General features: G+C 68.5%; 18 protein-coding genes. 8 read left to right on the forward strand and 10 right to left on the reverse strand.

Features of this window, described 5'->3' with window-relative positions:
- Window positions 1-10: 10 nt before the first annotated feature.
- The 3 genes from ACLB1G_RS01730 to ACLB1G_RS01740 all read right to left on the reverse strand — a co-directional run bounded on the left by ACLB1G_RS01730 (window position 11) and on the right by ACLB1G_RS01740 (window position 6,440).
- On the reverse strand, window positions 11-5,617 hold the full coding sequence (locus ACLB1G_RS01730) for a trifunctional serine/threonine-protein kinase/ATP-binding protein/sensor histidine kinase (RefSeq protein WP_491625450.1): 5,607 nt from the start codon (window positions 5,615-5,617) through the stop codon (window positions 11-13).
- Window positions 5,614-6,009: a response regulator transcription factor gene (locus ACLB1G_RS01735; RefSeq protein WP_491625451.1), complete on the reverse strand. Its 396-nt coding sequence runs from the start codon at window positions 6,007-6,009 to the stop codon at window positions 5,614-5,616. The genes ACLB1G_RS01730 and ACLB1G_RS01735 overlap by 4 nt, the downstream gene beginning before the upstream one ends.
- Window positions 6,010-6,176: 167 nt before the next feature.
- The gene (locus ACLB1G_RS01740) at window positions 6,177-6,440 is read right to left on the reverse strand and encodes a UBP-type zinc finger domain-containing protein (protein ID WP_491625452.1); all 264 of its coding nucleotides are present in this window, start codon (window positions 6,438-6,440) and stop codon (window positions 6,177-6,179) included.
- A gap of 162 nt (window positions 6,441-6,602) precedes the next feature.
- Between ACLB1G_RS01740 and ACLB1G_RS01745 the strand changes: the two genes are divergently transcribed.
- Window positions 6,603-7,010, forward strand: a complete 408-nt coding sequence (locus ACLB1G_RS01745) for a hypothetical protein (protein WP_491625453.1) — start codon at window positions 6,603-6,605, stop codon at window positions 7,008-7,010.
- 31 nt (window positions 7,011-7,041) lie between these two features.
- On the opposite strand, the gene ACLB1G_RS01750 is transcribed toward ACLB1G_RS01745, so the two are convergent.
- Window positions 7,042-7,635 (reverse strand): PEP-CTERM sorting domain-containing protein, encoded by a 594-nt coding sequence (locus ACLB1G_RS01750; protein WP_491625454.1) that lies wholly within the window; start codon window positions 7,633-7,635, stop codon window positions 7,042-7,044.
- A 454-nt stretch (window positions 7,636-8,089) separates the two neighbouring features.
- On the opposite strand from ACLB1G_RS01750, the gene ACLB1G_RS01755 reads away from it, so the two are divergent.
- From ACLB1G_RS01755 to ACLB1G_RS01785, 7 genes are read left to right on the forward strand one after another with little or no spacing between them, the layout of a single operon-like run.
- Entirely contained in the window at window positions 8,090-8,311 is a 222-nt protein-coding gene (locus tag ACLB1G_RS01755) for a DUF5597 domain-containing protein (protein WP_491625455.1), read from the forward strand.
- A gap of 44 nt (window positions 8,312-8,355) precedes the next feature.
- Window positions 8,356-9,477 (forward strand): acyl-CoA dehydrogenase family protein, encoded by a 1,122-nt coding sequence (locus tag ACLB1G_RS01760; protein WP_491625456.1) that lies wholly within the window; start codon window positions 8,356-8,358, stop codon window positions 9,475-9,477.
- 59 nt (window positions 9,478-9,536) lie between these two features.
- On the forward strand, window positions 9,537-10,154 hold the full coding sequence (locus ACLB1G_RS01765) for an RNA polymerase sigma factor (protein WP_491625457.1): 618 nt from the start codon (window positions 9,537-9,539) through the stop codon (window positions 10,152-10,154).
- A gap of 10 nt (window positions 10,155-10,164) precedes the next feature.
- Window positions 10,165-10,656 carry a hypothetical protein gene (locus tag ACLB1G_RS01770; protein ID WP_491625458.1) on the forward strand — a complete coding sequence of 164 codons (492 nt, stop codon included), beginning with the start codon at window positions 10,165-10,167 and terminating at the stop codon, window positions 10,654-10,656.
- 20 nt (window positions 10,657-10,676) lie between these two features.
- Window positions 10,677-11,486 (forward strand): hypothetical protein, encoded by an 810-nt coding sequence (locus ACLB1G_RS01775; protein WP_491625459.1) that lies wholly within the window; start codon window positions 10,677-10,679, stop codon window positions 11,484-11,486.
- A 52-nt stretch (window positions 11,487-11,538) separates the two neighbouring features.
- Entirely contained in the window at window positions 11,539-12,312 is a 774-nt protein-coding gene (locus ACLB1G_RS01780) for a hypothetical protein (protein ID WP_491625460.1), read from the forward strand.
- Window positions 12,309-13,106, forward strand: coding sequence for a hypothetical protein (locus ACLB1G_RS01785; RefSeq protein WP_491625461.1), 798 nt, complete (start codon window positions 12,309-12,311; stop codon window positions 13,104-13,106). Before ACLB1G_RS01780 ends, ACLB1G_RS01785 begins: the two co-directional genes overlap by 4 nt.
- Here the strand turns inward: ACLB1G_RS01785 and ACLB1G_RS01790 are convergent.
- The 6 genes from ACLB1G_RS01790 to xylB all read right to left on the reverse strand — a co-directional run bounded on the left by ACLB1G_RS01790 (window position 13,103) and on the right by xylB (window position 21,707).
- Window positions 13,103-15,475, reverse strand: a complete 2,373-nt coding sequence (locus ACLB1G_RS01790; RefSeq protein WP_491625462.1) for a glycoside hydrolase family 3 N-terminal domain-containing protein — start codon at window positions 15,473-15,475, stop codon at window positions 13,103-13,105. The two genes, ACLB1G_RS01785 and ACLB1G_RS01790, sit on opposite strands and share 4 nt — an antisense overlap.
- Before the next feature lie 30 nt (window positions 15,476-15,505).
- A complete protein-coding gene (locus ACLB1G_RS01795; protein WP_491625463.1) occupies window positions 15,506-16,648 on the reverse strand; it encodes a sugar ABC transporter permease in 1,143 nt (380 codons plus the stop codon).
- Window positions 16,649-16,661: 13 nt separating this feature from the next.
- On the reverse strand, window positions 16,662-18,188 hold the full coding sequence (gene xylG / locus ACLB1G_RS01800) for a D-xylose ABC transporter ATP-binding protein (RefSeq protein ID WP_491625464.1): 1,527 nt from the start codon (window positions 18,186-18,188) through the stop codon (window positions 16,662-16,664).
- Between the two features lie 92 nt (window positions 18,189-18,280).
- Window positions 18,281-20,065, reverse strand: a complete 1,785-nt coding sequence (locus ACLB1G_RS01805; protein WP_491625465.1) for an IlvD/Edd family dehydratase — start codon at window positions 20,063-20,065, stop codon at window positions 18,281-18,283.
- Window positions 20,062-20,943 carry an SMP-30/gluconolactonase/LRE family protein gene (locus ACLB1G_RS01810; protein ID WP_491625466.1) on the reverse strand — a complete coding sequence of 294 codons (882 nt, stop codon included), beginning with the start codon at window positions 20,941-20,943 and terminating at the stop codon, window positions 20,062-20,064. Before ACLB1G_RS01810 ends, ACLB1G_RS01805 begins: the two co-directional genes overlap by 4 nt.
- Window positions 20,940-21,707 carry a D-xylose 1-dehydrogenase gene (gene xylB / locus ACLB1G_RS01815; protein ID WP_491625661.1) on the reverse strand — a complete coding sequence of 256 codons (768 nt, stop codon included), beginning with the start codon at window positions 21,705-21,707 and terminating at the stop codon, window positions 20,940-20,942. Before xylB ends, ACLB1G_RS01810 begins: the two co-directional genes overlap by 4 nt.
- Between the last annotated feature and the right edge of the window lie 72 nt (window positions 21,708-21,779).

The raw sequence follows: 21,779 nt of genomic DNA on the forward strand, positions 1-21,779 counted from the left end.
CCTGTCACGATTACGCCGCACACGTCGGCAATATAAACACAAAACTGCTGCCGCATGGCGCACGCGGCGCGGCGTGGATACGTCCGTGGTGGGCTTCCACCACCGAGCGGCAAATGGCCAGGCCCATGCCCATGCCGTTGGCCTTGGTGGTGTAAAAGGCTTCGAACAGCTGGTCCGCCACCTGCGGCGACAGGCCGGTACCGCTGTCCTCCACCCGCACCTCGATCTCGCGGCCGGCGCCGGCGCGCGACGAGATGGCCAGCGTGCGCTGCGCGCCGGGCGACTCGTTCATCGCGTCAATGGCGTTGACCACCAGGTTGAGCAGCAACTGCTGCAGCTGCACGCCATCGCCCACCACCATGCTGTCGGGCGCATCGAGCGCCAGTTCCAGCGCCACGCCCTGGCGTTCCAGCTCACCGCGCGAGATGGCCAGGATATGGCGTATGGTCTCGTGCAGGTCGAGCACCTCGTGCGCCGGCGGCGCCTTGCGGGTCAGCTGCTGCAGGCTGCGTATCATCTGGCCGGCGCGCTTGCTCTGGACCACGATATCCTGCATGCCCTCGCGCACCTTGTCCAGCTGGGGCGGATCGCGCTCCAGCCAGCGCAGGCTGGCGCCGGCGTTGGAAGCGATCGACATCAGCGGCTGGTTGACCTCGTGCGCGATGGAGGCGGTCAGCTGGCCCACGGTGGTCACGCGCGCGACCCGCGCCAGGTCGGCCTGGGCCGAGCGCAGCGTATCCTCGGCCTGGCGCCGCGCCGTGATGTCGGACACGGTGCCGACATACAGGGTATCCTCGTCCGGCAATGGCTTGCCGACGCCGGACAGGTAGCGCACCTCGCCATCCGGGCGCACGGCCCGGTACTCGCTGCGGATGGTGGCGCGGTCGCGCACGGCGCGCAGCGCGCTCTCCTCCACGCGGGCGCGGTCGTCCGGGTGGATGCACGCCATCACGCTGGCGAACGGGATACGGCGCCGGGCCGGATCCAGCCCGAAGATACGGCAAAATTCGGCCGAACACTGCAGCAGGCCGCTCGCCGTGTCCCAGGTCCAGCTGCCGCTGTGCGAGATCTGCTCGCCCATCAGCAGCGTTTCCTGGCTCTGGCGCAGCTCGGATTCGATGCGGCGGCGCTGTTCGTTCTCCGCCATCAGCTCGGCGTACAGGCGCGCAGTCTCCAGCGACACTGCGGCCTGCCCGGCCAGCAGCTGCAGCACCTGCAGGTGCTCGGCCGTGAAGGCGTCCGGCGACAGGCGGTTTTCCAGGTACAGCACGCCCAGCAGGCGCGACTGCTTGAGCAGCGGGATGCACAGGGCCGCACAATCCGGATGCGCGGCAAGGTAGGGATAGTCGCCAGGCTCGGCGGCGCCGGCGCCCTCGAACCGGGCGCCGGCCCGCACCAGCCGCCCGCTGCGCACCGCCTTGTTGAGCAGCGCCAGCGGCAGCTCACGCTCGCTGGGCTGGTGCTGGTCCAGCTCCACCACGATGCCGGCGGCCGTGCTGTGCGCGCTGGCCTCGGCCACGGCGCGCCCGTCCTGCCAGCGCAGCAGCAGGCCGCGCTGCGCACCCGCCTGCTGCAGCACGATCTTCATCAGGGTGCGCACCAGGTCGTCAAGCACGATTTCCTCGCTCAGCGCCCGTGCCGCGCGTATCACGCTGTCGATGTCGCGGATGGCGGCCGTGTCGGTGAACGATACCGTGCCGTCGCTGGCGCGCGGCGGCGCCGCCATCAGCTGCGGCAGCGTGCGCTCGATGTGCGCGGCCTTGGCCGCCGCGCCCCAGCGGCGGTAGGCGTCGCGGGCGCCGCGCGTATAGGCGCGGGCGGCGGCGGCCAGGCCACTATCCTGGGCCAGCGTGGCCGCCAGCTCCCACGCCAGGCCGGCGTACTGCTCGTAGCCGCGCGCTTCGGCATGGGCGATGGCATGCTCGCAGGCGGCCAGCGCCTCGCGGCCCCGCCCGTCCAGGCCGAGCAGCACCGCCCGGGCCACGGCATGCTTGTCGGCGAAGGTGTCGGGATGGAGATCCGCCCACTGCCCGATGCGCGCCGCGTGCCCTTCCAGCACCGCGCGCGATTCCGCTCCCGGCCCCGGTGCCTGCCGCGCCAGCGCGCCCAGCACCAGCACGCTGTACAAGTGGTAGTCCAGCTGGTGGATGTGGGCCGGCGCGGCCCAGGCCAGGCCGCCGGCGCGCTCCAGCGCGTCGCGCGCATCGGCCAGTTCGCCGGCCAGGTAATGGGTGATGGCGATGTACAGCCAGCGCCAGAACTCCATGGGCGGCATGCGGCCGCCCAGCGCATAGCCGGGTGTCCAGCCGCGCAGGGCAGCGCCGCCCAGGGCGCCGTCCGTGCTGCGCAGGCCGTTGACGAACTCCTGCTGCAGCAGCAGGATGGTTTCCACGTCGGCGAAATCGGCCTCGCGCACGAATGGCAGCAGGCGGGCGATCTCGGCGCCCAGCGCCTCAAGCGGGACGCCCAGCACCATGCAATTGCAGACGATGTGGCAGCATTCATATGAGGCGGTGGTGGTGTCGCCCGCCGCCAGCGCCAGCGCGTAGCCTTCGCGCGCACAGTCCACGGTCCATGCCAGCGGCTGGGTCCAGACTCCCACCTGGTCCATCGGCAGCAGGACCTGGGCCAGGTAGCCGCGATGGTCCTGGCGTTCGGCCAGCGCCCGCGCCGCCAACGCATACCCATAGCCCTCGGCATAGGCGCCATAGCGTTCGGCGGCCAGCACGCCCAACCAGGCCAGGGCTACCGGCGCACTGGGCGACATGCCGCGCTCGAAGGTCAGCCGCAGCAAGTGGCACAGCTGGATGAATTGCAGGCGCGGGTCGGTCATGGTGGCGGGGAAGGACAAGGCCCACAGCAGCCCCATGGCAGCCTGCGCCTCGTCATCGCGCAAGGGCGGCAGCGCCAGCAGGGTGGCGGCGCAATCGCCCCGCAGCAGCGGGCGGATCCCGGCGTAGGCGAGGTCGCAGGCCTGGTCGTCGGGATGGGCGGGAATATGGATGCCGAAAGTAGCCAGCGCGGCCAGGGCCAGCGCCACCGCCGCACTGAACTCGCTGCGGCGCATGTGGATTTCCAGCCGCAGCCGCCAGGCCTGGGCCCGCACCGGCAGCGGCAGCGCCGCGGCGTCCGCCAGCAGCGGCAGCAGCACGCCCAGCGAGCGTTCCAGGTGGCCACTGAGAAATTCGCAGCTGGCCTGCTCCAGCGCCAGTTCCACCCGCAGCACGCTGCGCGCGGCATCCTCCAGCGCGGCCTCCATCGGCTGCTGCGCCCCGGTCCATTCCAGGCGCCGCACCGCCGCCTCCACCGGTCGCTCCCCCACCATCTGTTCCAGCAGGCCACGCGACAACCCCAGGTAGCGCAGCGCCGACTCATAGGCACAGCTGCGGCGCGCCCTGCGGGCGGCATCCAGGGCAAGCTGCGCGAAGCGCCGGCGCTCCTCCTGCGCCAGCGGCTGCAAGCCCGCCTGGGCCAGGTGGTCGGCGGCGCGGAACACCAGCTCGTCGCGGTTGGAGGCCGTGGCGCGCCGCGCCTGCAACCGCGCCAGGCCCAGATGCAGTTGCTGCTGCAGCGCGGCCTGCGTGGTGGCGTGCACCGCCTCCTGCACCCGGTCATGGCTGAAGCGGTAGCCGTCCCCGCTGCGCTGCACGGCCTCCGCGGCGAGGGCCGGCAGCAGGCGCAAATGGATCTGCTGTCCGGGAAGCTCCAGCAGCTCACCCAGCAGCGTGGCGTCGCCGCCCTGCCCCAGGCAGGCCAGCGCCGCCAGCACGTGCTGCGTCTCGGAAGGAAGCCGTCCCAGGCGCACCAGCACCAGGTCCACCACGTTGGCGGTGTAGCCGCGCGCGCGCATGGCCTGCAGGTCGAAACGCCAGCGGCCATCGCGCACGTCACGCGCGATCAGGCCGTCGTCGGCCACGGCCTGGATGAACTGGCGTACGAAGTAGGGATTGCCGGCGGTCTTGCCGTGCACCACTTCCGCCAGCGCGCCGGCCTGGCGCCGGCCGCTCCCGAAGGTGTCGGCCAGCATGCGGGCCAGGACCGTCTGTCCTAGCGGCGCCAGCGCCACTTCGCGCAGGCGCGGTGCGGCGGCGCGCAGGGGCTCCAGCAGCAGCGGCGCCCCCGGCCCGGCCTCGCCGCCGTGGCGGCAGCTGACCGCCAGCAGCATGGGAACGGCCTGGCTGGACGACAGCAGCGCGGCCAGCACCTCGGTGGTGGCCGCGTCCAGCCATTGGGCGTCATCCAGCATCAGCAGCAAGGGATGCGCCGGGGCGGCGAACGCCCGCACCAGCGCCAGCACGGCGTGCCTGAAACGGTCCTGGCTCTCCGGTCCGGACGCGGCGGCGCACGCGCCGCCCAGCAGGGAGGCCAGTTCCGGCACCAGCTCGCACGCCAGGGCCGCGCTGCCGGCCAGGCCTGCACGCAGCCGCTCCCGCCAGTAGGCGGCCCCGCCCTCGCCCAGGATGCGCAGCACCACGCTGCGCAGGGCGTCCGCCAGCACCGCATACGGGATGTCGTGCCGGTACTGGTCGGCCTTGGCCCATCCGGCCGCCAGGCGCTGCGTGCGCGGCGCCGCCAGCAACCCTTGCAGCAGCGCCGACTTGCCGACACCGGAGGCTCCGCTGACCAGCAGCAGCGCCTGGCGCCCGCTGGCGCACACCTCGTCCAGTGCGGCGCGCGCTGCCGCCGCCTGGGCTTCGCGGCCATACAGGCGCGCCGGAAAAGCCAGCGCGCCGGCGCGGTCCTGCTGGCCCAGCGGGAAAGGCGCCAGCATGCCCCGGCTGTGCCAGGCCAGGCGGCAGCGCCGCAAATCGCGTTCCAGCCCCGCCGCGCTCTGGTAGCGCTGCTCCGGGCTCTTCTCCAGCAGCCTGGCGACGATGCGCGCCAACACCTCGGGCAGGCCGGGGCGGACCTGGTCCAGCGGTGGCGGCGGCGACGCCAGGTGGGCGTGGATCCACGAGCCCGGCGCCGCGCCAGCCTCGGCCTCCGGCTCGAACGGCAGGCGCCCGGCCAGCAATTCGTGGAAGATCACGCCCAGCGAGTACAGGTCGCTGCGGGCGTCCGGGCTGCGGCCGGTGCGGCCGCTGTGTTCCGGGGACATGTAGGCCGGCGTGCCGCATAGCGCTGCGCCGTCGGCGGCGCCGTGGACCGGCCCGGCCATCCCGAAGCCGGCCAGCCGGCAGCGTCCCGCAGCGTCGATACGGATGCTGGTGGGTCGCAGGCTGCGGTGCGCCAGGCCGGCGCCGTGCAGCGCCGCCAGGGCGCCGCTGGCGCCGATGGCCACGGCCAGGAAGGTGTCGATGTCCACCGCGCGCGCCTGGCGCTGGTCCAGGGTCTCGGCCTGGTCGTCGGGGTAGACCAGGGCCGGGCCGCCCTGGCGCCGTACCAGCGCCGTCGGCGCCAGGGCCCAGGCGGGCGGGAGCTGTTCGCGCAACGCGTACTCGGACTGCATCTGCTGCAGGGCCTGGGCTGCCACTGCCTCGGACGCGGGCTGCGCCAGCAGGATAGTGGCGTCGCCGCCGCGCCAGCCGCGCAGCCAGGCCAGGGCGCCTTCCTGGTGCAGCACATGGAAGCGGTAGCCGTCCAGGTCCGGTCCGGAGGCGGTGGGCTCGCCATTCATGGCGCTCCACCCATGGCCTGCTGCAGGTGCTGCAGCAAGGCGTCGACGTCGATGGGCTTGTGCAGGAAGGCGATGGCGCCGGCGCGCAGGGCCCGCGTTTCCATGGCGCGCTCGCCGAAGCCGGTGATGAAAATCAGGGGCAGGCGCACGCCCCGGGACAGCAGCTGCTGCTGGCAATCGAGCCCGCCCATGCCTTGCAGCTTGATGTCCAGCACGGCGCAGCCGTAGCGCTCCAGCCGGCCGTCTGCCAGGAAGGACTCGGCCGACTCGTACCCGGTGACGCTGTAGCCCACCGACAGCAGCAGGTTGCACAGCCCCTGCCGGACGGCGTGGTCGTCATCCACCACGGCGACCTGCCATTGGCCCAGCTGGCCGTCTTCCACCCCACCCATAACACTCCTTCGTTCCGATACGCCAAGCGCCGGTGGGCAAGATAGCGCGCCACCAGGGAGCGCCGCCGGGTCCACCGTCCGGCCCCATCTTATGCCGTGCGGTGGAGCGGGGATAGTATCTGTACGTATAGGTAATCAAGGAATGCTCGAACGGCGCCAGGGGCGACTCAGACCGGATCGAACACCTGGCGATCCACGTAGCACCAGCCCCAGGTCTCGCCGGGCTCCTTGGAGCGCATGATGGCGTGCCCAGTTTCCAGGAAATGGCGGGTGGCGTGCTTGTTCTTCGAGTTGTCGCAACAGCCGACCTTGCCGCACGCCATGCACACGCGCAGGTGCACCCAGGTGTCGCCGGACTTCATGCATTCCTCGCAGCCGCTGGTGTTGGCGTCACGGGTGTGGATCTGGTTGAGGTGGGTGCAGGCGGCCATGGGCTACTCCTGGATAGGGGGCGAAGCCGTCATGCTAGCGCAAAGCGCGCGCCGCGCGGACCGCCAAAAGGACGAGACGGCGCCCGCCTCTGGCAAAAGGGAGAACGCCGGCCGGCGCCGATTTCTGATAGGCTCCAGCCTCCCCACCAGAACGGAGCCGCCATGACACAGCCAGACCACCGCGCCACACTGACGGCGCTCACGCGCGCCCTGCGCGACCTGCACAAGCAGCTGATCCATGTCGAGACCCAGTATTTCGGCCAGGTCGGCAGCCCGCTGGAGCACCTGCAGCTGATCACCAACCACCCACAGTTCGCCTGGCTGCAGCGGCTGTCGGTGCTGATGGCGGAACTGGACGAGCGCCTGGACGATCCGCAGGCGCTGGACGACGCCACCGCCAGGGATTACCGCGCCGCGGTCGAGGCCCTGATCGGCCCCGGCGCGCCATCGAACCAGGAATTCCGCGACAAGTACAGCGCCATGCTGCACGACGGCGCGGACGTGGTGATGGCGCACGGCGCCGTGCGGGCCGTGCTGGCCGGGCTGCCCAAGCCGGGCCAGCCGGGATAGGCCGGCGGCCGCGTCCCGGTCCCCCTTGCCGTCAAGCCTTGCCGGCGCGGCGGCGCGCCAGCATGCCCAGCATCCCCAGTCCGCCCAGCAGCATGCCGCAGGTTGCCGGTTCGGGCACCGGGGGCGGCGCCACAAACGTGGAGGACGAATAGGTGCGGAAGTTGTAGTCATACAGCGGCTGCGCGGATCCGTTCGCATATGCCATGCCATTGCTGTAGGTTTTGATGCCCCCGCTGATCAGCAGGATGGTATCGCTCTCGAACATCAGATAATAGGTCTGGTTGGGAGTCACGGTCACCGCGTTCCAGGCCACGTCCACCCACTGGCTGGCCGATCCCTGCGCGGTACCGCTGGCCAGCTTGATGCCGCCCTGGGTCGGCAGCGCCGTCCACAGCGAAATCGTCACCGGACCGCTGGGTTCCGCCTTGGAGCCGAGCATCAAGCCTGCCCCGGACAGGTTGGTGGCCGAGGTCTGGAACGACTGGGCCACCATGCTTTCATCAAAAGACGACACATTCATCAAGCCGGACGAAACATTCTGATCCAGCACCTGGGCCGCATGGGCCAGCGGCGCACCCACCGCCAGGCAAACGGCCAACCAGCAAGGCTTCCACACCTTAGGCATAGCATTCCCCTTTTAACAAGTCACTCCCGGCGCATAGACCCGTAGTAGTTACGCAGGCCGCCACCGGGCTCAGCGGCTGCGCATGATGGTTATCAATAAAACATTTTTATATGTGCATTGTTACGCTTTTAAAATTTTTGCGCCGCACGATTAATGCCGAGTTTGCCCCACGTTGTTGTGATTCCATGTTCGTTATCTCACGTTAAAACATACTTCAGCGCAGGCAGGCCGCCGTGTTGCTGTCGTGTAGCATTAAATTGTTTCCTTGACACAGCTGGCGATGCCGGCCGGGACTGCGCGAAGGCAGTGGCGGCAGCGGCGATGGTTGCGCATAACATTTGATTGATATTTTTGTTGACATGAACATCCAGGACACGCACACTTGCACTCGCCGGTTTGATGTTCCTTGTTTCACTGGGGCTCCCCCCTGCCGCCTCGCGGCCTTGGCACCGCCTTGCCCACGTGGGCAGGCGGTGTTTTCTTTGACTACACGGTGCTCGATAGCAGCCAGCTGATGGATTACGGCATTAGGCAGGCCACGGAAGGCGTGTACCGGCATGGCGCATGGCAGCCGGGACGCTGGCTGAACGGCGATGAAACCCACCAGGGCCGCCAGCTCATGCTGCGCACGGACGCGTTCAGCATCCAGCGGGTCCGGCTGTACCGCTACCGCTGACGCTTCGGCGGTGATAATCCCTGCGGTTATAATCCCTGCCATTCATGAGGGAACCGATGCCGCCAACAGCCCAGCTCAACGAACTTTTGCAGGAGGTCCAGCCCTGGCTGTCCGCGCGCGATGTACTGCGTATCCGGCGCCACGCGGCGGCGGCCGACCAGGCCGGATGGCTGCATCCGGCCCAGCAGGCCCTCATCCACCAGCGCGGCTGGCTCAGGATGCTGGCGCCGCAGGCCAGCGGCGGCGCCGAACTGCCGCTGCCATCCGTGGTACGGCTGGAAGAAGCCCTGGCGGCCGCCGATGGCAGTGTGGGCTGGGTGGTCACGCTGTGCGCGGGCGCCGGCTGGTTCGCCGGTTTCCTGCAGCCTGAACTTGCGGCGTCCATCACCGGCACACGGCGCGTGTGCCTGGCCGGCAGCGGCGCACCCACCGGCCACGCCGACCTGGAAAACGGCGGCTACATCATCAGCGGCGCCTGGGACTACGCCAGCGGCGCGCCCATGGCGAGCCATTTCACCCTCAACGCCATCCTGCGCGAAAACGGCCAGCCACTGCTGGACGAACATGGCGCGCCGCGCATCCGGGCATTCGTGCTGCCTGCCGCCGCAGTGGAACTGGCGCCGTCGTGGCAGACCATGGGCCTGCGCGCCACCGCCTCGCACAGCTACCGCGTGCATGAACGATGGGTGGACGCCAGCCATGGGTTCGACCTGACGCCGCAGGGCGCCCGCGCCGCCGGACCGCTGTACCGCTATCCGTTCCGCGCCCTGGCCTTCGCCACGCTGGCGGCCAATGTGTCCGGCATGGCGCTGCACTTCCTCAGCCTGTCCGGCGACATCATCGCCGCCCGCCGCCTGTCGCCACTGTCCCGGGGTGTGGCCGGACGCCCCGAAGTGGCGGCGTACCTGGAACGCGAACAGTCCGCCTTCCTGGCCGCGCGCAGCGCATTCTATGGCCGGCTGGACGCGGCCTGGCCGTCGCCTGACCAGGCCAGGGCGGCTGCGCTGGAACAAACCGCCCTGGCGCTGGTGCAGGCCGCCCGCCAGGCAGTCGATGGCGTCTATCCCTATTGCGGCCTGCAGGCCGCCAATCCCGCCACCGCCATCAACCGGGTGTGGCGCGACCTCCACACCGCCACCCAGCACTCGCTGCTGCTGCCGATCTAAAAAAGCGGGAACTTTTCCGCAGTCCGGTGCGAATATAAGAAAACACATAACACAGCACCGTGAACGAGACCGATGACATACAACTGCTGCGCGCCACCCGGCTGGGCGACGCCAACGCCTTCCAGAGCCTGTACCGGCGCCACCGCTCCCGCCTGTATGGCTACGCACTGCTGCACTGCGGCGCACCGGAGGTGGCGGCCGATGTGGTCCAGGAAGTCTTCATCGGCCTTCTTAACGACGACTACCGCTTCGATCCGCTCAAGGGCATGCTGTCCAGCTTTTTGTACGGGGTGACGCACAACCTGCTGCTGCGCCACGCGCGCCAGAACGAGCGCTGGGTGCAGCCCGATCCCGATGTGGAGGACGGCGAGCACGGGGACGGCGCTACCGGCTTGGCCAGCGCGGCCGGCGGCGCAGGAGATATCGGCGAGAACGGTCCGCTGCACGCGCTGCTGGACCAGGAAGCCGCTGACCACTTGCGCCGGGCGCTGGCCAGGCTGGCCCCGCATTACCGCGACGTATTGATCCTGTTTGAGCTGCAGGAGCTGTCGTACCAGGAAATCGCCGGCATCTGCCAGCTGGACATCGGCACCGTGCGTTCACGCCTGTCGCGCGGCCGTTCGGCACTGTACAAAGCCCTGGCCCCGTACCGGGCCATCCACCAGAACCTCGCTTAGGAACACCGACATGCAAACCATCGACATCGAACCGCACCGCAACGATGGCCGGGGCCGCGCCCCCGAGTGGGCCGCCGCGCGCCGGGTACTGGCACATGCGGCGCCGCCGGACAGCGTGGAAGCCGCGCTGCTGCAAGCCTATGTCCGGCGCCACAAAAAGCGGCCGTGGTATCGCCGCTGGACATTGGACGGTCTTGCCTCCGGCGCCGGGATCGCCTCGGTCGCCGTGGTGCTGCTGATGGCCGTCGCCGGCACCCTGGCGCCGCTGCCCCAGGCCGACCTGGCCGCGCATGCACCCGGCGACGGTTTCCTCTCGCTGGCCACGCCCGAGCAGATCGCGGCCGCCGTCCATCCGCAGCTCAAGCGCGCCAACCTGACGCGCCAGGCGCTGGTCCAATTGGGCATACCGATTGCGTCCGATGCGCCCGATGAACTGATCCATGCCGAACTGCTGGTGGCAGCCTCCGGCGAACCGCTGGCCATCCGGCTGGCCGTCAATTAAGCCCGTCACAGGAGGCAGGCATGAAACACAGCTTACTCACCATCTCCATCGCGCTGCTGGCATGGGCGCCATCCGTCTACGCGCAGCAACACAACACCATGGTCATCGACAGTAGTTCGAGCGAAGTGATGATGCTGCGCCTGAGCGCAACCTCGCGCTGCCAGCAGGCATGCGTGGTGCGCGACGCCCCCTATTCTGCCGAACGCATCATCGACAACGTGCGCCTGCTCGCCGATGGCAACCGCATCGCCAGGAGCAGCAGCGAGCAGCTGTTCCGCGACTCCGCGGGCCGCAGCCGGGTGGAATCGACCTGGCTGAATCAGGGACTGGTGCAAATCCAGGACCCGGTGCAAGGCTACAGCTACCGCCTGTATCCCGGCGACAGGTCGGGCATCAGGATGGCGATCAGCGAACCGGCCGCCTCCAACAGCAATGGCTCGGTGCCGCCGCTGGCCACGGTCAGCATCTCGTCCGGCGCCAGCATGGTGGCCGAGCAGCTGGCGCCGGCGCTGGCCGGCGCCGTGGCGGCGACGGACAGCCTGCGCAGCACGCGGGCGCTGGGCACCCGGCAGATCGAGGGCCTGACGGCCGAGGGCACACTGGTCACCACCACCCTCCCCGCCGGCAAGGCCGGCAATACGCTGCCCATCGTGAGCACGGTGGAAACCTGGCACTCGGCGGCGCTGAAACTCGACTTGTACGTCAAGAGCGTCGATCCGCGCTATGGAGAAACCATCAGCCGGGTGCAAAAGATACATCGCACGGAGCCCTCCGCCAGCCTGTTCACGGCGCCCGCCGACTACACGGTGCGCGACATCCAGCGCCGTTGATGGCGCGCCGCCCTGACCAACCACTTCCACATCCGACGAAAGGAAGCCCCCCATGAAAGCCTCCGCCACCTTGTTCGCCCTGCTGCTGGCTGCCCAGGTCCTGCCCGGGACCTGCGGCCTGGCGCACGCGCAAACGGCAGACGCCAGTGCAGCGAGCCGAGAGGATGAATCCGACGGCAGGAAGCTGCAACTGGAATATGGCAGCGCCTACGGTTACGACTTCAAGATACCGCCCTATACCGTGGACCAGGTAACGGACAGCACCAAAACCCTGGCCGACGGCAACCAGATCAGGAAACGCGAGGTCGTCAACCGTATCCAGGACCAGCATGGCAGGCTGCGGCTCGCCTACCAGACCACGGCCGGCAAGGAACGCATCCTGATCGTCGATGCCAGGGCCAAGGCCGGCTACCTGATACGGCCGGAACGCCGCGACGTCCTGCGTGTCAGCGGTGAACCTGCCCGATATCGCGTCTACACGCCACTGACCGCCCGCACCATCGTCATGTCTTGGGCCAGGGAAGTGCGGACCAATCTGGGCAGCAAGGACTTCGAAGGCCACAAGACTGCCGGCACGCTCACTGAAACGTTTTTCCCCGCCGGCAGCGCCGGAAATGAAAGGGAGCTGGTGGAGACCAGCGAGGTGTGGCGCTCCGGTGAATACGCCCTGTACACCTACCAGCGCAGATATACGGCGCTGGGCGGCGAAGCGATCACCCGGCTGGAAAATTTCAAGGCCGGCGAGGTGGCCGATGCGCTGTTCAAGATCCCGGCCGATTACACGGTACGCGATATCGTGTTCAATGCCGCTCCGCCTGGGCCATGAGGATGCAAGCCCTGCTGCTGCTTGCCATGGTCGCCGCCGCGCGAGCGCAGCAGCCTGCCGGCGGCGGCCCCATGCGCGAACAGGCCGGTGCCACCGAGGCCGCCGTGGTGCGCGTCACTGGCGTGCGCGCCGTGCCGTGGAAAAGCTACCGCGCCATGGCGGCCGCGCTGGCAGCCTACGGCAAGCACAAGGCGCTGGCGCCGGACGCGATCTTCCGCTTCGCCGTCATGCCGCCGCCCGGCCTGGCCCTGCCGGCGAATTTCCTGCTGCGCGTGCGCACCCGGGACGGCGTGGAGTTTCCCATCACGCTGGACAACGGCGAACTGTTCGAACTGCCCGCCCTGCCCGATCCTGGGGTCGAAGCCGACCTGGTCAGCAATTTCAAGGGCGGCGTACTGCGCATCGGCCTGCTGGTGCATACCCTGGCCGTGCCGCCCGAACAGGAACGTCTGGGCGACGCCCGCCTGCGCTGCGAAATCACCGAGGCCATCGCCGACGCCGACGACCCGGGCCGCAACGTGGACCAGCCCACCCGCAGGAATGGCCGTTTGCAGCGCCAGAGCCGGACTTATTGCAACGCCAGGGCCAGGGTGCTGTACCGGCCCCGCGCTGCCACCAGCGGCGCCACCATCACCGAGGCCGGCCGCAAGGAACCGCTGAGGTCCGAGGGCGGCGCCTACCGCCTGCCGCTCAGCGACCAGGCCTGGAGCAACGACGCCATCATCGCCTTCCAGTACCAGGCGCCGATGCGGCCGCTGCGCCTGGCGGAAGTAGCCGTCTACAGCGGCGACTAGACCACCATCAGCTTCACCGATTTCAAGTCCATCGAATTGGGACCGGCGTGGATGGTGAAGCTGCCCGGCTCCACCACGCGCTGCATGTCCTGGTTGTAGAACCACAGGTCGGAAGGCTTGATGTCGAAGGCCAGGGTGCGCTTCTCGCCCGGCTGCAGCGTGACCCGCTGGAAGGCCTTGAGCTCCAGCACCGGCCGGGTGGCGGAGCTGACGTCGTCGCGGATGTAGATCTGCACCACTTCGTCGCCGACCCGCTTGCCGGTGTTGGCCACGTCCACTTCCACCCGGGTAGCCTCGCCCACGGCGATGCTGGACTTGGCCAGGCGTGGCGCCGAGATCACGAAGCTGGTGTAGCTCAGCCCGAAACCGAAGGGATACAGCGGCTTGGTCGAGCCATCGATATAGCCGCGCCGCGCGGATGGCTTGTGGTTGTAGAAGATGGGCAGCTGGCCCACCGAGCGCGCGATCGACACCGGCAGCTTGCCGCCCGGGTTGGCGCGGCCGAACAGCAGGTCGGCCGCCGCGTGGCCGGTCTCCTGCCCCATGTACCAGCCTTCGATGATGGCGCCGGCCTTCTCCGCCAGCAGGTTGATCGAGAGCGGACGGCCGTTCAGCAGGAATACCACGGTCGGCTTGCCGAGCGCGAAAATCGCTTGCGCCAGCTCGTTCTGCTGGCCCATCAGGTCCAGGCTGTCGCGGTCGCCCAGGTGGTTGTCGGCCCAGGCTTCGCGGCTGGTTTGCTCGTTGTCGCCCAGGACCATGATGATGGTGTCGGCCGACCTGGCCGCCTGCACCGCTTCGGCAATCAGCTTGCGGTTCACTTCCGGCGGCGTGAACTTGATCTCGTCCTGGCCCCAGACCCGGCTTTCGGTGATGCGCACGCCCTCGGCGTAAGCCAGCTCGAAACCCTGGGCGCGACTCTCGGCCAGCAGGCCGTCGTGGATGGATACCACGTGGCGCGGCACGTCGGAGTAGCCGCCTATGGGCGTGTCCTTGGCGTGGGTGCCCAGCAGCAGCACCTTGCCGACCTTCTTGCCGTCCAGCGGCAGCAGGCCGCGCTCGTTCTTGAGCAGCACGGCGCTGCGGGTGGCGGCGCGGCGGGCCAGGGCCACGGCGTCCGGGGTGGCGGTCAGGCGGTCGGCCGCCTTGGCGTCCACATAGGGGTTTTCAAACAGGCCGGCGTTGAACTTCAGTTCCAGGATGCGGCGCACCACCGTGTCGATATCGCTTTCGGCGATGCGCTTTTCGCGCACCAGCTCGGCCAGGGTCTGGTAGCCCAGACCGTCAGGGGTCTCGATATCGACCCCGGCGCGGAAGGCGTAATAGGCCGCTTCCTTGGGCGTGGCGGCCAGTTTGTGACGCGTGACCAGTTCATTGATGCCGAAGTAGTCGGACACCGTGACGCCCTTGAAGCCCCATTCCTCGCGCAGCACCTTGCGCAGCAGCCAGCGGTTGGCGTGCGAGGGCACGCCGCCGATCTCGTTATACGAGGGCATGACGGCGCCGACATTGGTTTCCTTGATCAGCTTTTCAAACGGCGGGAAGAATTCCTCGCGCAGGGTGCGTTCGCTCACTTCGGCCGGGCCGATGTTGGTGCCGCTTTCCGGCTGGCCGTGGCCGGTCATGTGCTTGAGCGTGACATACACCTTGTCCCGGGCCAGCCTGGGCGACTCGCCGGCGAAGCCCAGCACGGCGGCCTTGCCGATCTCGCCGCACAGGTAGGGGTCCTCGCCGAAGGTTTCCTCGATGCGGCCCCAGCGCGGTTCGCGCGCCACGTCCACCACCGGCGCCAGCGCCAGGTTGGCGCCGCGCGCCCGCATCTCGCGCGCCGCCACGCTGAAGATCTCGCGCACCAGCTGCGTATCGAAGGAGGACGCCAGGCCGATGGCCTGGGGGAAGCTGGTGGCGTCGCGCGCCACGTAGCCATGCAGGGCTTCCTCGTGCATCAGCAGCGGGATGCCGAGGCGGGTCTGCTCCACCGCCCACTTCTGCACCGCGTTGACGTAGTTGGCCGTCTCCAGCGCTTTGCGGTTGGCCACCGCGCCGGTGTCCCCGGCGCCGGCGGCCTGGCCCAGCTGACGGTCCGACGGGCGGGCGATCATGCCCAGGCCGTGGGGATAGACCTGCTGCGCCTTGGCTGCCGAGAACTCGCCCTTGGCGTCCTGGATCGCGGGCTTTTGCTGCCAGGTGCACTGCATCTGCATGATTTTTTCTTCCAGCGTCATGCGGGCCAGCAGGTCGTCGACCCGGCGCGCCACCGGCAGCGTGGGGTCCTTGTACGGTTCGCTGGTGGCGGCCATGGCCGGCAGCATGGTCAGGCCGGCCAGGCCGGTCATGGAAGAGAGGAACTGCCTGCGGTTGCTGCTCATGTCGTATGTCTCCTTGATGTATTTATGTATTCAACGCTTGCCGCTGCGGGTGCTGACGTCCACCCACACGGCCAGGGTCAGGATGGCGCCCTTGACGATCATTTGCCAATAGGTGTCCACGTCCAGCATGGACATGCCGTTATCCAGGCTGGCCATGACCAGGGCGCCGATCAGGGCGCCGTGCACGGTGCCTGAGCCGCCGCGCATGGACGTGCCGCCGATGAAGCAGGCGGCGATGGCATCGAGTTCGCCGGAGGTGCCGGCCGAGGGCGAACCGGCCGCCAGGCGCGCCGTGTTGACGATGCCGGCCAGGGCGCACATCAGGCCCATGATGCCGAAGATCCACAGCTTGACGGCCCTGACGTTGATGCCGGACAAACGGGTCGCCTCCATGTTGCTGCCCACGGCATACACGCGGCGGCCAAACACGGTCTGGGTGGTCACGTAGCTGAACACGCCCAGCAAGGCCAGGAGCAGCAGCACCGGCAGCGGGATGCCCTCGTAGGAATTGAAGGTGAGCACAAAGGCGGCAATCACGGCGCCGGTCACGGCCAGCTTGATGGCGTCGCGCCAGGCCGGCGCCACGGCCAGCTGGTGCAGCGCGTGGCTGCGGCGCTGGCGCCACACGAGGAAGGCCGCCACCGCGAACAGCGCCACGCCCAGCACCAGCCCGGCCTGCGGCGGCAGATAGGCCTGTCCGATGTAGACCAGCTGGTCCGACACCGGCGCCACCGTGGCGCCGCCGGTCACGCCCAGCACGATGCCGCGGTAGGCCAGCATGCCGCCCAGGCCGACGATAAAGGAGGGGATGGCCAGATAGGCCGTCAGGTAGCCGTTGAACAGGCCGATGAACAGCCCCACGGCCAGCACCGCCGCCAGGGTGATGGGCAGCGGCAGGTGGTGGGTGGAATCCAGCACCGCCGCCACCCCGCCCAGGAGGCCCAGCAGGGAGCCTACCGACAGGTCGATCTCGCCGGCGATGATCACCAGCGACATGCCGCAGGCGACGATGCCGGTGATGGCCATCTGCCGCATCAAATTGGACAGGTTGCGCGGCGAGACGTAGCCGCCCTCGGTGTGGTAGCTGAAGAAGCCCCAGATCAGCGCGACGGCGATCAGCAGGGCCAGCATCTTGTACTGCGTGAACAGCTTCTTGATGTCGTTACTTTTCATGATGATCACTATGTTAGTGCGCCTGCTCCAGCGCCGCCGCCAGCACGGTTTCCTGGCTCAGATTGTCGTTGATGAAATCGCCGCGCAGCCTACCCTCGCCTATCACCAGCACGCGGTCCGACATGCCCAGCACCTCGGCCATCTCGGACGACACCATGATGATGGACATCCCTTCCCTGGCCAGGTCCAGTATCAGCTGGTAGATCTCGTACTTGGCGCCCACGTCCACGCCGCGCGTGGGCTCGTCCAGGATGAGGATTTTCGGGCGCGTCAGCAGCATCTTGGACAGCACGGCCTTCTGCTGGTTGCCGCCGGACAGACCGGTAATCGGCAGGAAGGGGCTGGACGTCTTGAGCCTGACGCTGGCGATTTCCTTGCGGATGGCCACCAGCTCGGCCTGCTGGTCGATCCGGGTGTGGCGCGCAAAGCTGCCCAGCACCGACAGCGTCATGTTGTGGCCCACGCCGAGGTCGGGCACGATGCCGTGCTGCTTGCGGTCCTCCGGCACCATGGCCAGCCCGGCGCGTATGGCCTTGAGCGGGGTGCCGGTATCGAGCTTGCGCCCTTCCAGCCACACCTCGCCGCTGTGGCGCCCCGGATAGGAGCCGAAGATGGCCGACACCAGCTCGGTGCGCCCCGCCCCCACCAGCCCGGCGATGCCGAGGATTTCGCCGCGCCGCAGCGAGAACGAGATATCGTCCACGCGCTTGCGCTGCGGGTTGTCGGCGTCAAAGCAGGTCACGTTACGGGCCTCGAACACCACCTCGCCCGGCTGGTGGCTGCGCGGCGGGTACAGCTGGTTCATCTCGCGCCCCACCATCTGGGCGATGATGCGGTCTATGTCCATCTGCGCCATGGGCGTGGTGGCGATGTGGCGGCCGTCGCGTATCACGCAGATGGTGTCGCAGATATCGGCCACCTCGTCCAGCTTGTGCGAGATGTAGACGCAGGTCACGCCCTTGGCCTTGAGCTGGTGGATGATGGCCAGCAGCACCTTGATCTCGGCCGCCGTCAGCGAGGACGAGGGTTCGTCCAGGATCAGCAGGCGCGCATTCTTGTTCAGGGCCTTGGCGATCTCGATCAGCTGCTGGTGGCCGCCGCCGTACTGCTTGACGGGCAGCGCCACGTTGACGTCGCGGATGTTCAGTTCCGCCAGCAATTCGGCCGCGCGGCGGTGCATGGCGCCATAGTCCATGCGCCCGCCGGGCAGCGTGATCTCGTTGCCGAGGAAAAGGTTCTCGGTCACCGACAGTTCCGGCACCAGCATCAGTTCCTGGTGGATGATGACGATGCCGGCCGCCTCGGTCTCGCGGATGGACTGGGCCCGCAGCGGCTGGCCGTCCCACACGATCTCGCCGTCCCAGCTGCCGTGCGGGTAGACCGCCGACAGCACTTTCATGAGCGTGGACTTGCCGGCCCCGTTCTCGCCGCACAGGCCCACGCATTCGCCCTGGCGTATCCGGATGTCGATGCCGTTCAGTGCGCGCACACCGCCGAACTCCTTGACGATGTTGCGCATCTCCAGAAGATAATCGGCCATGGCGGCCTCACTTCCGGCAACAGGGGCGTGCACCGCCCCAGGCTTGCACCTGCTCCATGCTGCTGTCTCCTTGTGTCTTGTTTTATTATCGTTTAGTGGTTGTGGCGTGGCAGCTGGTCTGCCACGCCCCGGTACTTGAGGGCCAACTCCATGCAGGCGCCGGACTCCATCTGCCCCACCGTTGCGCGGTACAGCTCCTGCCACGGGGTCTGGCTGGGTGGCACCGGCGGGATGCCTTCCGCCTTGCGGGCCGCCAGCACCTCGTCGCTGACCAGCATGTCGCAGGTACCCGCATTCAGGTCGACGCGGATGATGTCGCCGGTGCGCACATAGGCCAGGCCGCCGCCCACCGCGCTTTCCGGCGAGGCGTTCAGGATGGACGGGCTGTCCGAGGTGCCGGACTGGCGGCCGTCGCCCAGGGTGGGCAGGTTCTGGACGCCGCGCTTGATCAGGGCGTCCGGCGGCTGCATGTTGACCACCTCGGCCGAGCCTGGCCAGCCGACCGGACCGGCGCCGCGTATCACCAGCATGCTATCCTCGTCGATGTTCAGGGCGGGATCATTGATGCGGGCATGGTAGTCGCCCGAGCCGTCGAACACCACGGCGCGGCATTCGAACACGTTTTCCTGGCCCGGGCGGCTCAGGTAGCGGGCCCGGAAGGCGTCCGAGATCACGCTGGTCTTCATGATGGCAAAGTCGAACAGATTGCCCTTCAAGACGAAGAAACCGGCATCTTCCTTGAGCGGCGCCGCGTACGGGTAGATCACTTCGCGGTCTGTGGTCTCGCGGTGTTGCAGGTTCTCGCGCATGCTGCGCCCGGTCACGGTGATGCGGTCCGAACGCAGGCGGCCGGCCTGCTCCAGTTCCCACATGACGGACGGCACGCCGCCGGCGCGGTGGAAACGCTCGCCCAGGAACTTGCCGGACGGCTGCATGTTCAGCAGCAGTGGCACCTTGTGGCCGTATTCCATCCAGTCGCTGGACTTCAGCTCCACCCCGGCGTGGCGCGCCATGGCCATGATGTGCTGCTGGGCGTTGGTGGAGCCGCCGATGGCCGCATTGACCACGATGGCGTCCAGGAATGCCTCGCGCGTCAGGATGGCCGAGGGCCGCAGGTCCTGGCGCGCCAGTTCCACGATGCGCCGCCCCGTTTCATAAGCCATCTGCCCCCGTTCGCGGTAGGGCGCGGGGATGGCCGAGCAGCCGGTCAGCGACATGCCCAGCGCTTCGGCAATGGCGTTCATGGTGGAGGCCGTGCCCATGGTGTTGCAGTGGCCGGCCGACGGCGCCGACGCGGCCGCCATGGCCAGGAATTTCTCTTCGTCGATCTGGCCGGCCGCCAGCAGCTTGCGGCCCTTCCAGATGGCGGCGCCCGAACCCACCAGTTCGCCGTCCAGCCAGCCGTCCAGCATGGGGCCGCCGGACAGCACGATGGCCGGGATGTCCACCGTGGCGGCAGCCATCAGCTGCGAGGGCGTGGTCTTGTCGCAGCCGGTGGTCAGCACCACGGCGTCGATGGGATAGCCGTGCAGGATCTCGACCAGGCCCATATAGGCCAGGTTGCGGTCGATGGCGGCGGTCGGGCGGCGGCAATTCTCGAAGATGGGGTGCAGCGGGAATTCCATGGCAATGCCGCCGGCGTCGCGGATGCCGTCGCGCACGCGCTTGGCCAGTTCCAGGTGGATGCGGTTGCACGGGCTGATGTCGCTGCCCGACTGGGCGATGCCGATGATGGGTTTGCCGGAGCGCAGTTCCTCCGGCGTGATCCCGTAGTTCATGAAGCGCTCCAGGTAGAGCGCGGTCATGTCGATGTGGTCCGGGTTGTCGAACCAGTCCTGGGAACGGTAGCGGCGCGCGGCGCCTGTGTGGTCACTCATGTTGCGTATCCTGATGGTGAATAGTGATGCTGCGGCAGGCCGGGCGCCTCGGCCCGGAAGCGGAACACCCCGCCGGCCAGGGGCTCGCGCGCCAGCGCGGCGGCGTCCAGTCCCTTGCGGGCGGTGGTGGCGTACACGGTGCGCAGGTCGGCGCCGCCGAAGGCCACCTTGGTGATATTCGAGCACGGCATGGGGATGGTGTCGCGCAGCACGCCGCCGGCGTCGTAGCGCTCGATGCGGGCGCCGCCGAACAGCGCCACCCACAGCGATCCTTGCGCATCCACGGTAGTGCCGTCCGGGTAGCCGCTGCCGTCTATGCGTATCAGCACCCGCTTGCCCGAGAGCCTGCCATCCGCATCGACGTCGTAGGCATAGATGGTTTTTTCCAGCGTGTCCGTATGGTAGAAGGTGCGGCCGTCCGGGCTGGCGCAGGGGCCGTTGGTGATCACATAGCCCCGGTCCTGGCGCTGCGGGACGCCGCCGTCCCAGCAGTACAGGGCGCCGCTGGGCTGCTGCTCGGCGTTGTCCATGCTGCCGAACCATAGGCTGCCGTGGCGGTCCACATAGCCGTCGTTAAGGCGGTTGCCGGGCAGGTCCTGCTCCAGCATCAGCAGCGGTTCGGTGTCGCCGCTGCCGGGCGCTAGGCGCAGCAAGCGTCCCGGCAGCCCGCATACCAGGCCGCCGTCGCGCATGGGCAGCGCGAAGCCGGTTTCGTCCGGCAGCGCCCAGCTGTGGCGCTGGCCGCCGTCGGCGCCGCAGCGGTGCAGCTGTCGGCCCTTGATGTCGACCAAGTACAGCGCCTGTTCGCCGGCATGCCACACCGGGCCTTCGCCCAGGGTGGCGCCCAGCGCCCAGATGCACTCAGGGCTGGCGTTCATGCGCCATACCATCCGGCGTCGACGAAGTAATCGCGGCCCGAGCAGCGGCCGGCGTTGTCGGAAGCCAGGAACAGCGCCATGGCGGCGATGTCCTCGGGCTCCACGCGCTGGTGCAGGCATTGCGCGGCCAGGATGTCCTGCTCGCCCTGCGGCGTATGCCACAGCGCCATCTGGCGCGGGGTGCGCACGGAACCGGGGATGATGCAGTTGACGCGGATGCCGTCGCCGCCCAGGTCGCGCGCCAGGCCCCGCGTCAGGCCTTCGATGGCGGCCTTGGCGGTCATGTACAGGCTCAGGCTGCCCAGCGCCAGGTGCCAGGAGATGGAGCCGAAATTGAGGATCACGCCGCCGCCTGCCGCCTTCATGCCGGGCGCCACGGCCTGCGCACAAAAGAACTGGTGGCGCAGGTTGACCGCCAGGCTGTTGTCCCAGTATTCCGGCGTCACGCCCTGGATTTCATGGCGATGGTCGTTGGCGGCGTTGTTGATCAGGACTTCCACCGCGCCGTGCTCGCCCTCGATTTGCGCGAACACCTGGCTCAGCGCCTTCAGGTCGGTCAGGTCGCATTCGAAAAACACGGGCGGGTAGCTGGACCCGGCCAGGCTGGCCGCCAGCTCGCGCGAGGCCTCGGCCGCGATATCGATGAAAAACACTTGCGCGCCCTGTTTGGCAAAGGCGTCGACCAGCGCCGCGCCTATGCCGGTGCCGCCGCCGGTGATGAGCACCCGCTTGTTGGCCAGGCTGGGATAGGTGGCGTACACCATCGGTGCTCTCGTGCCGGCTGTTGCTTGGACCATCTTGTTACCTCCAGTTGATACGTATTCGTTGTGGTTGGG

The organism is Duganella kummerowiae (genome assembly GCF_053572355.1).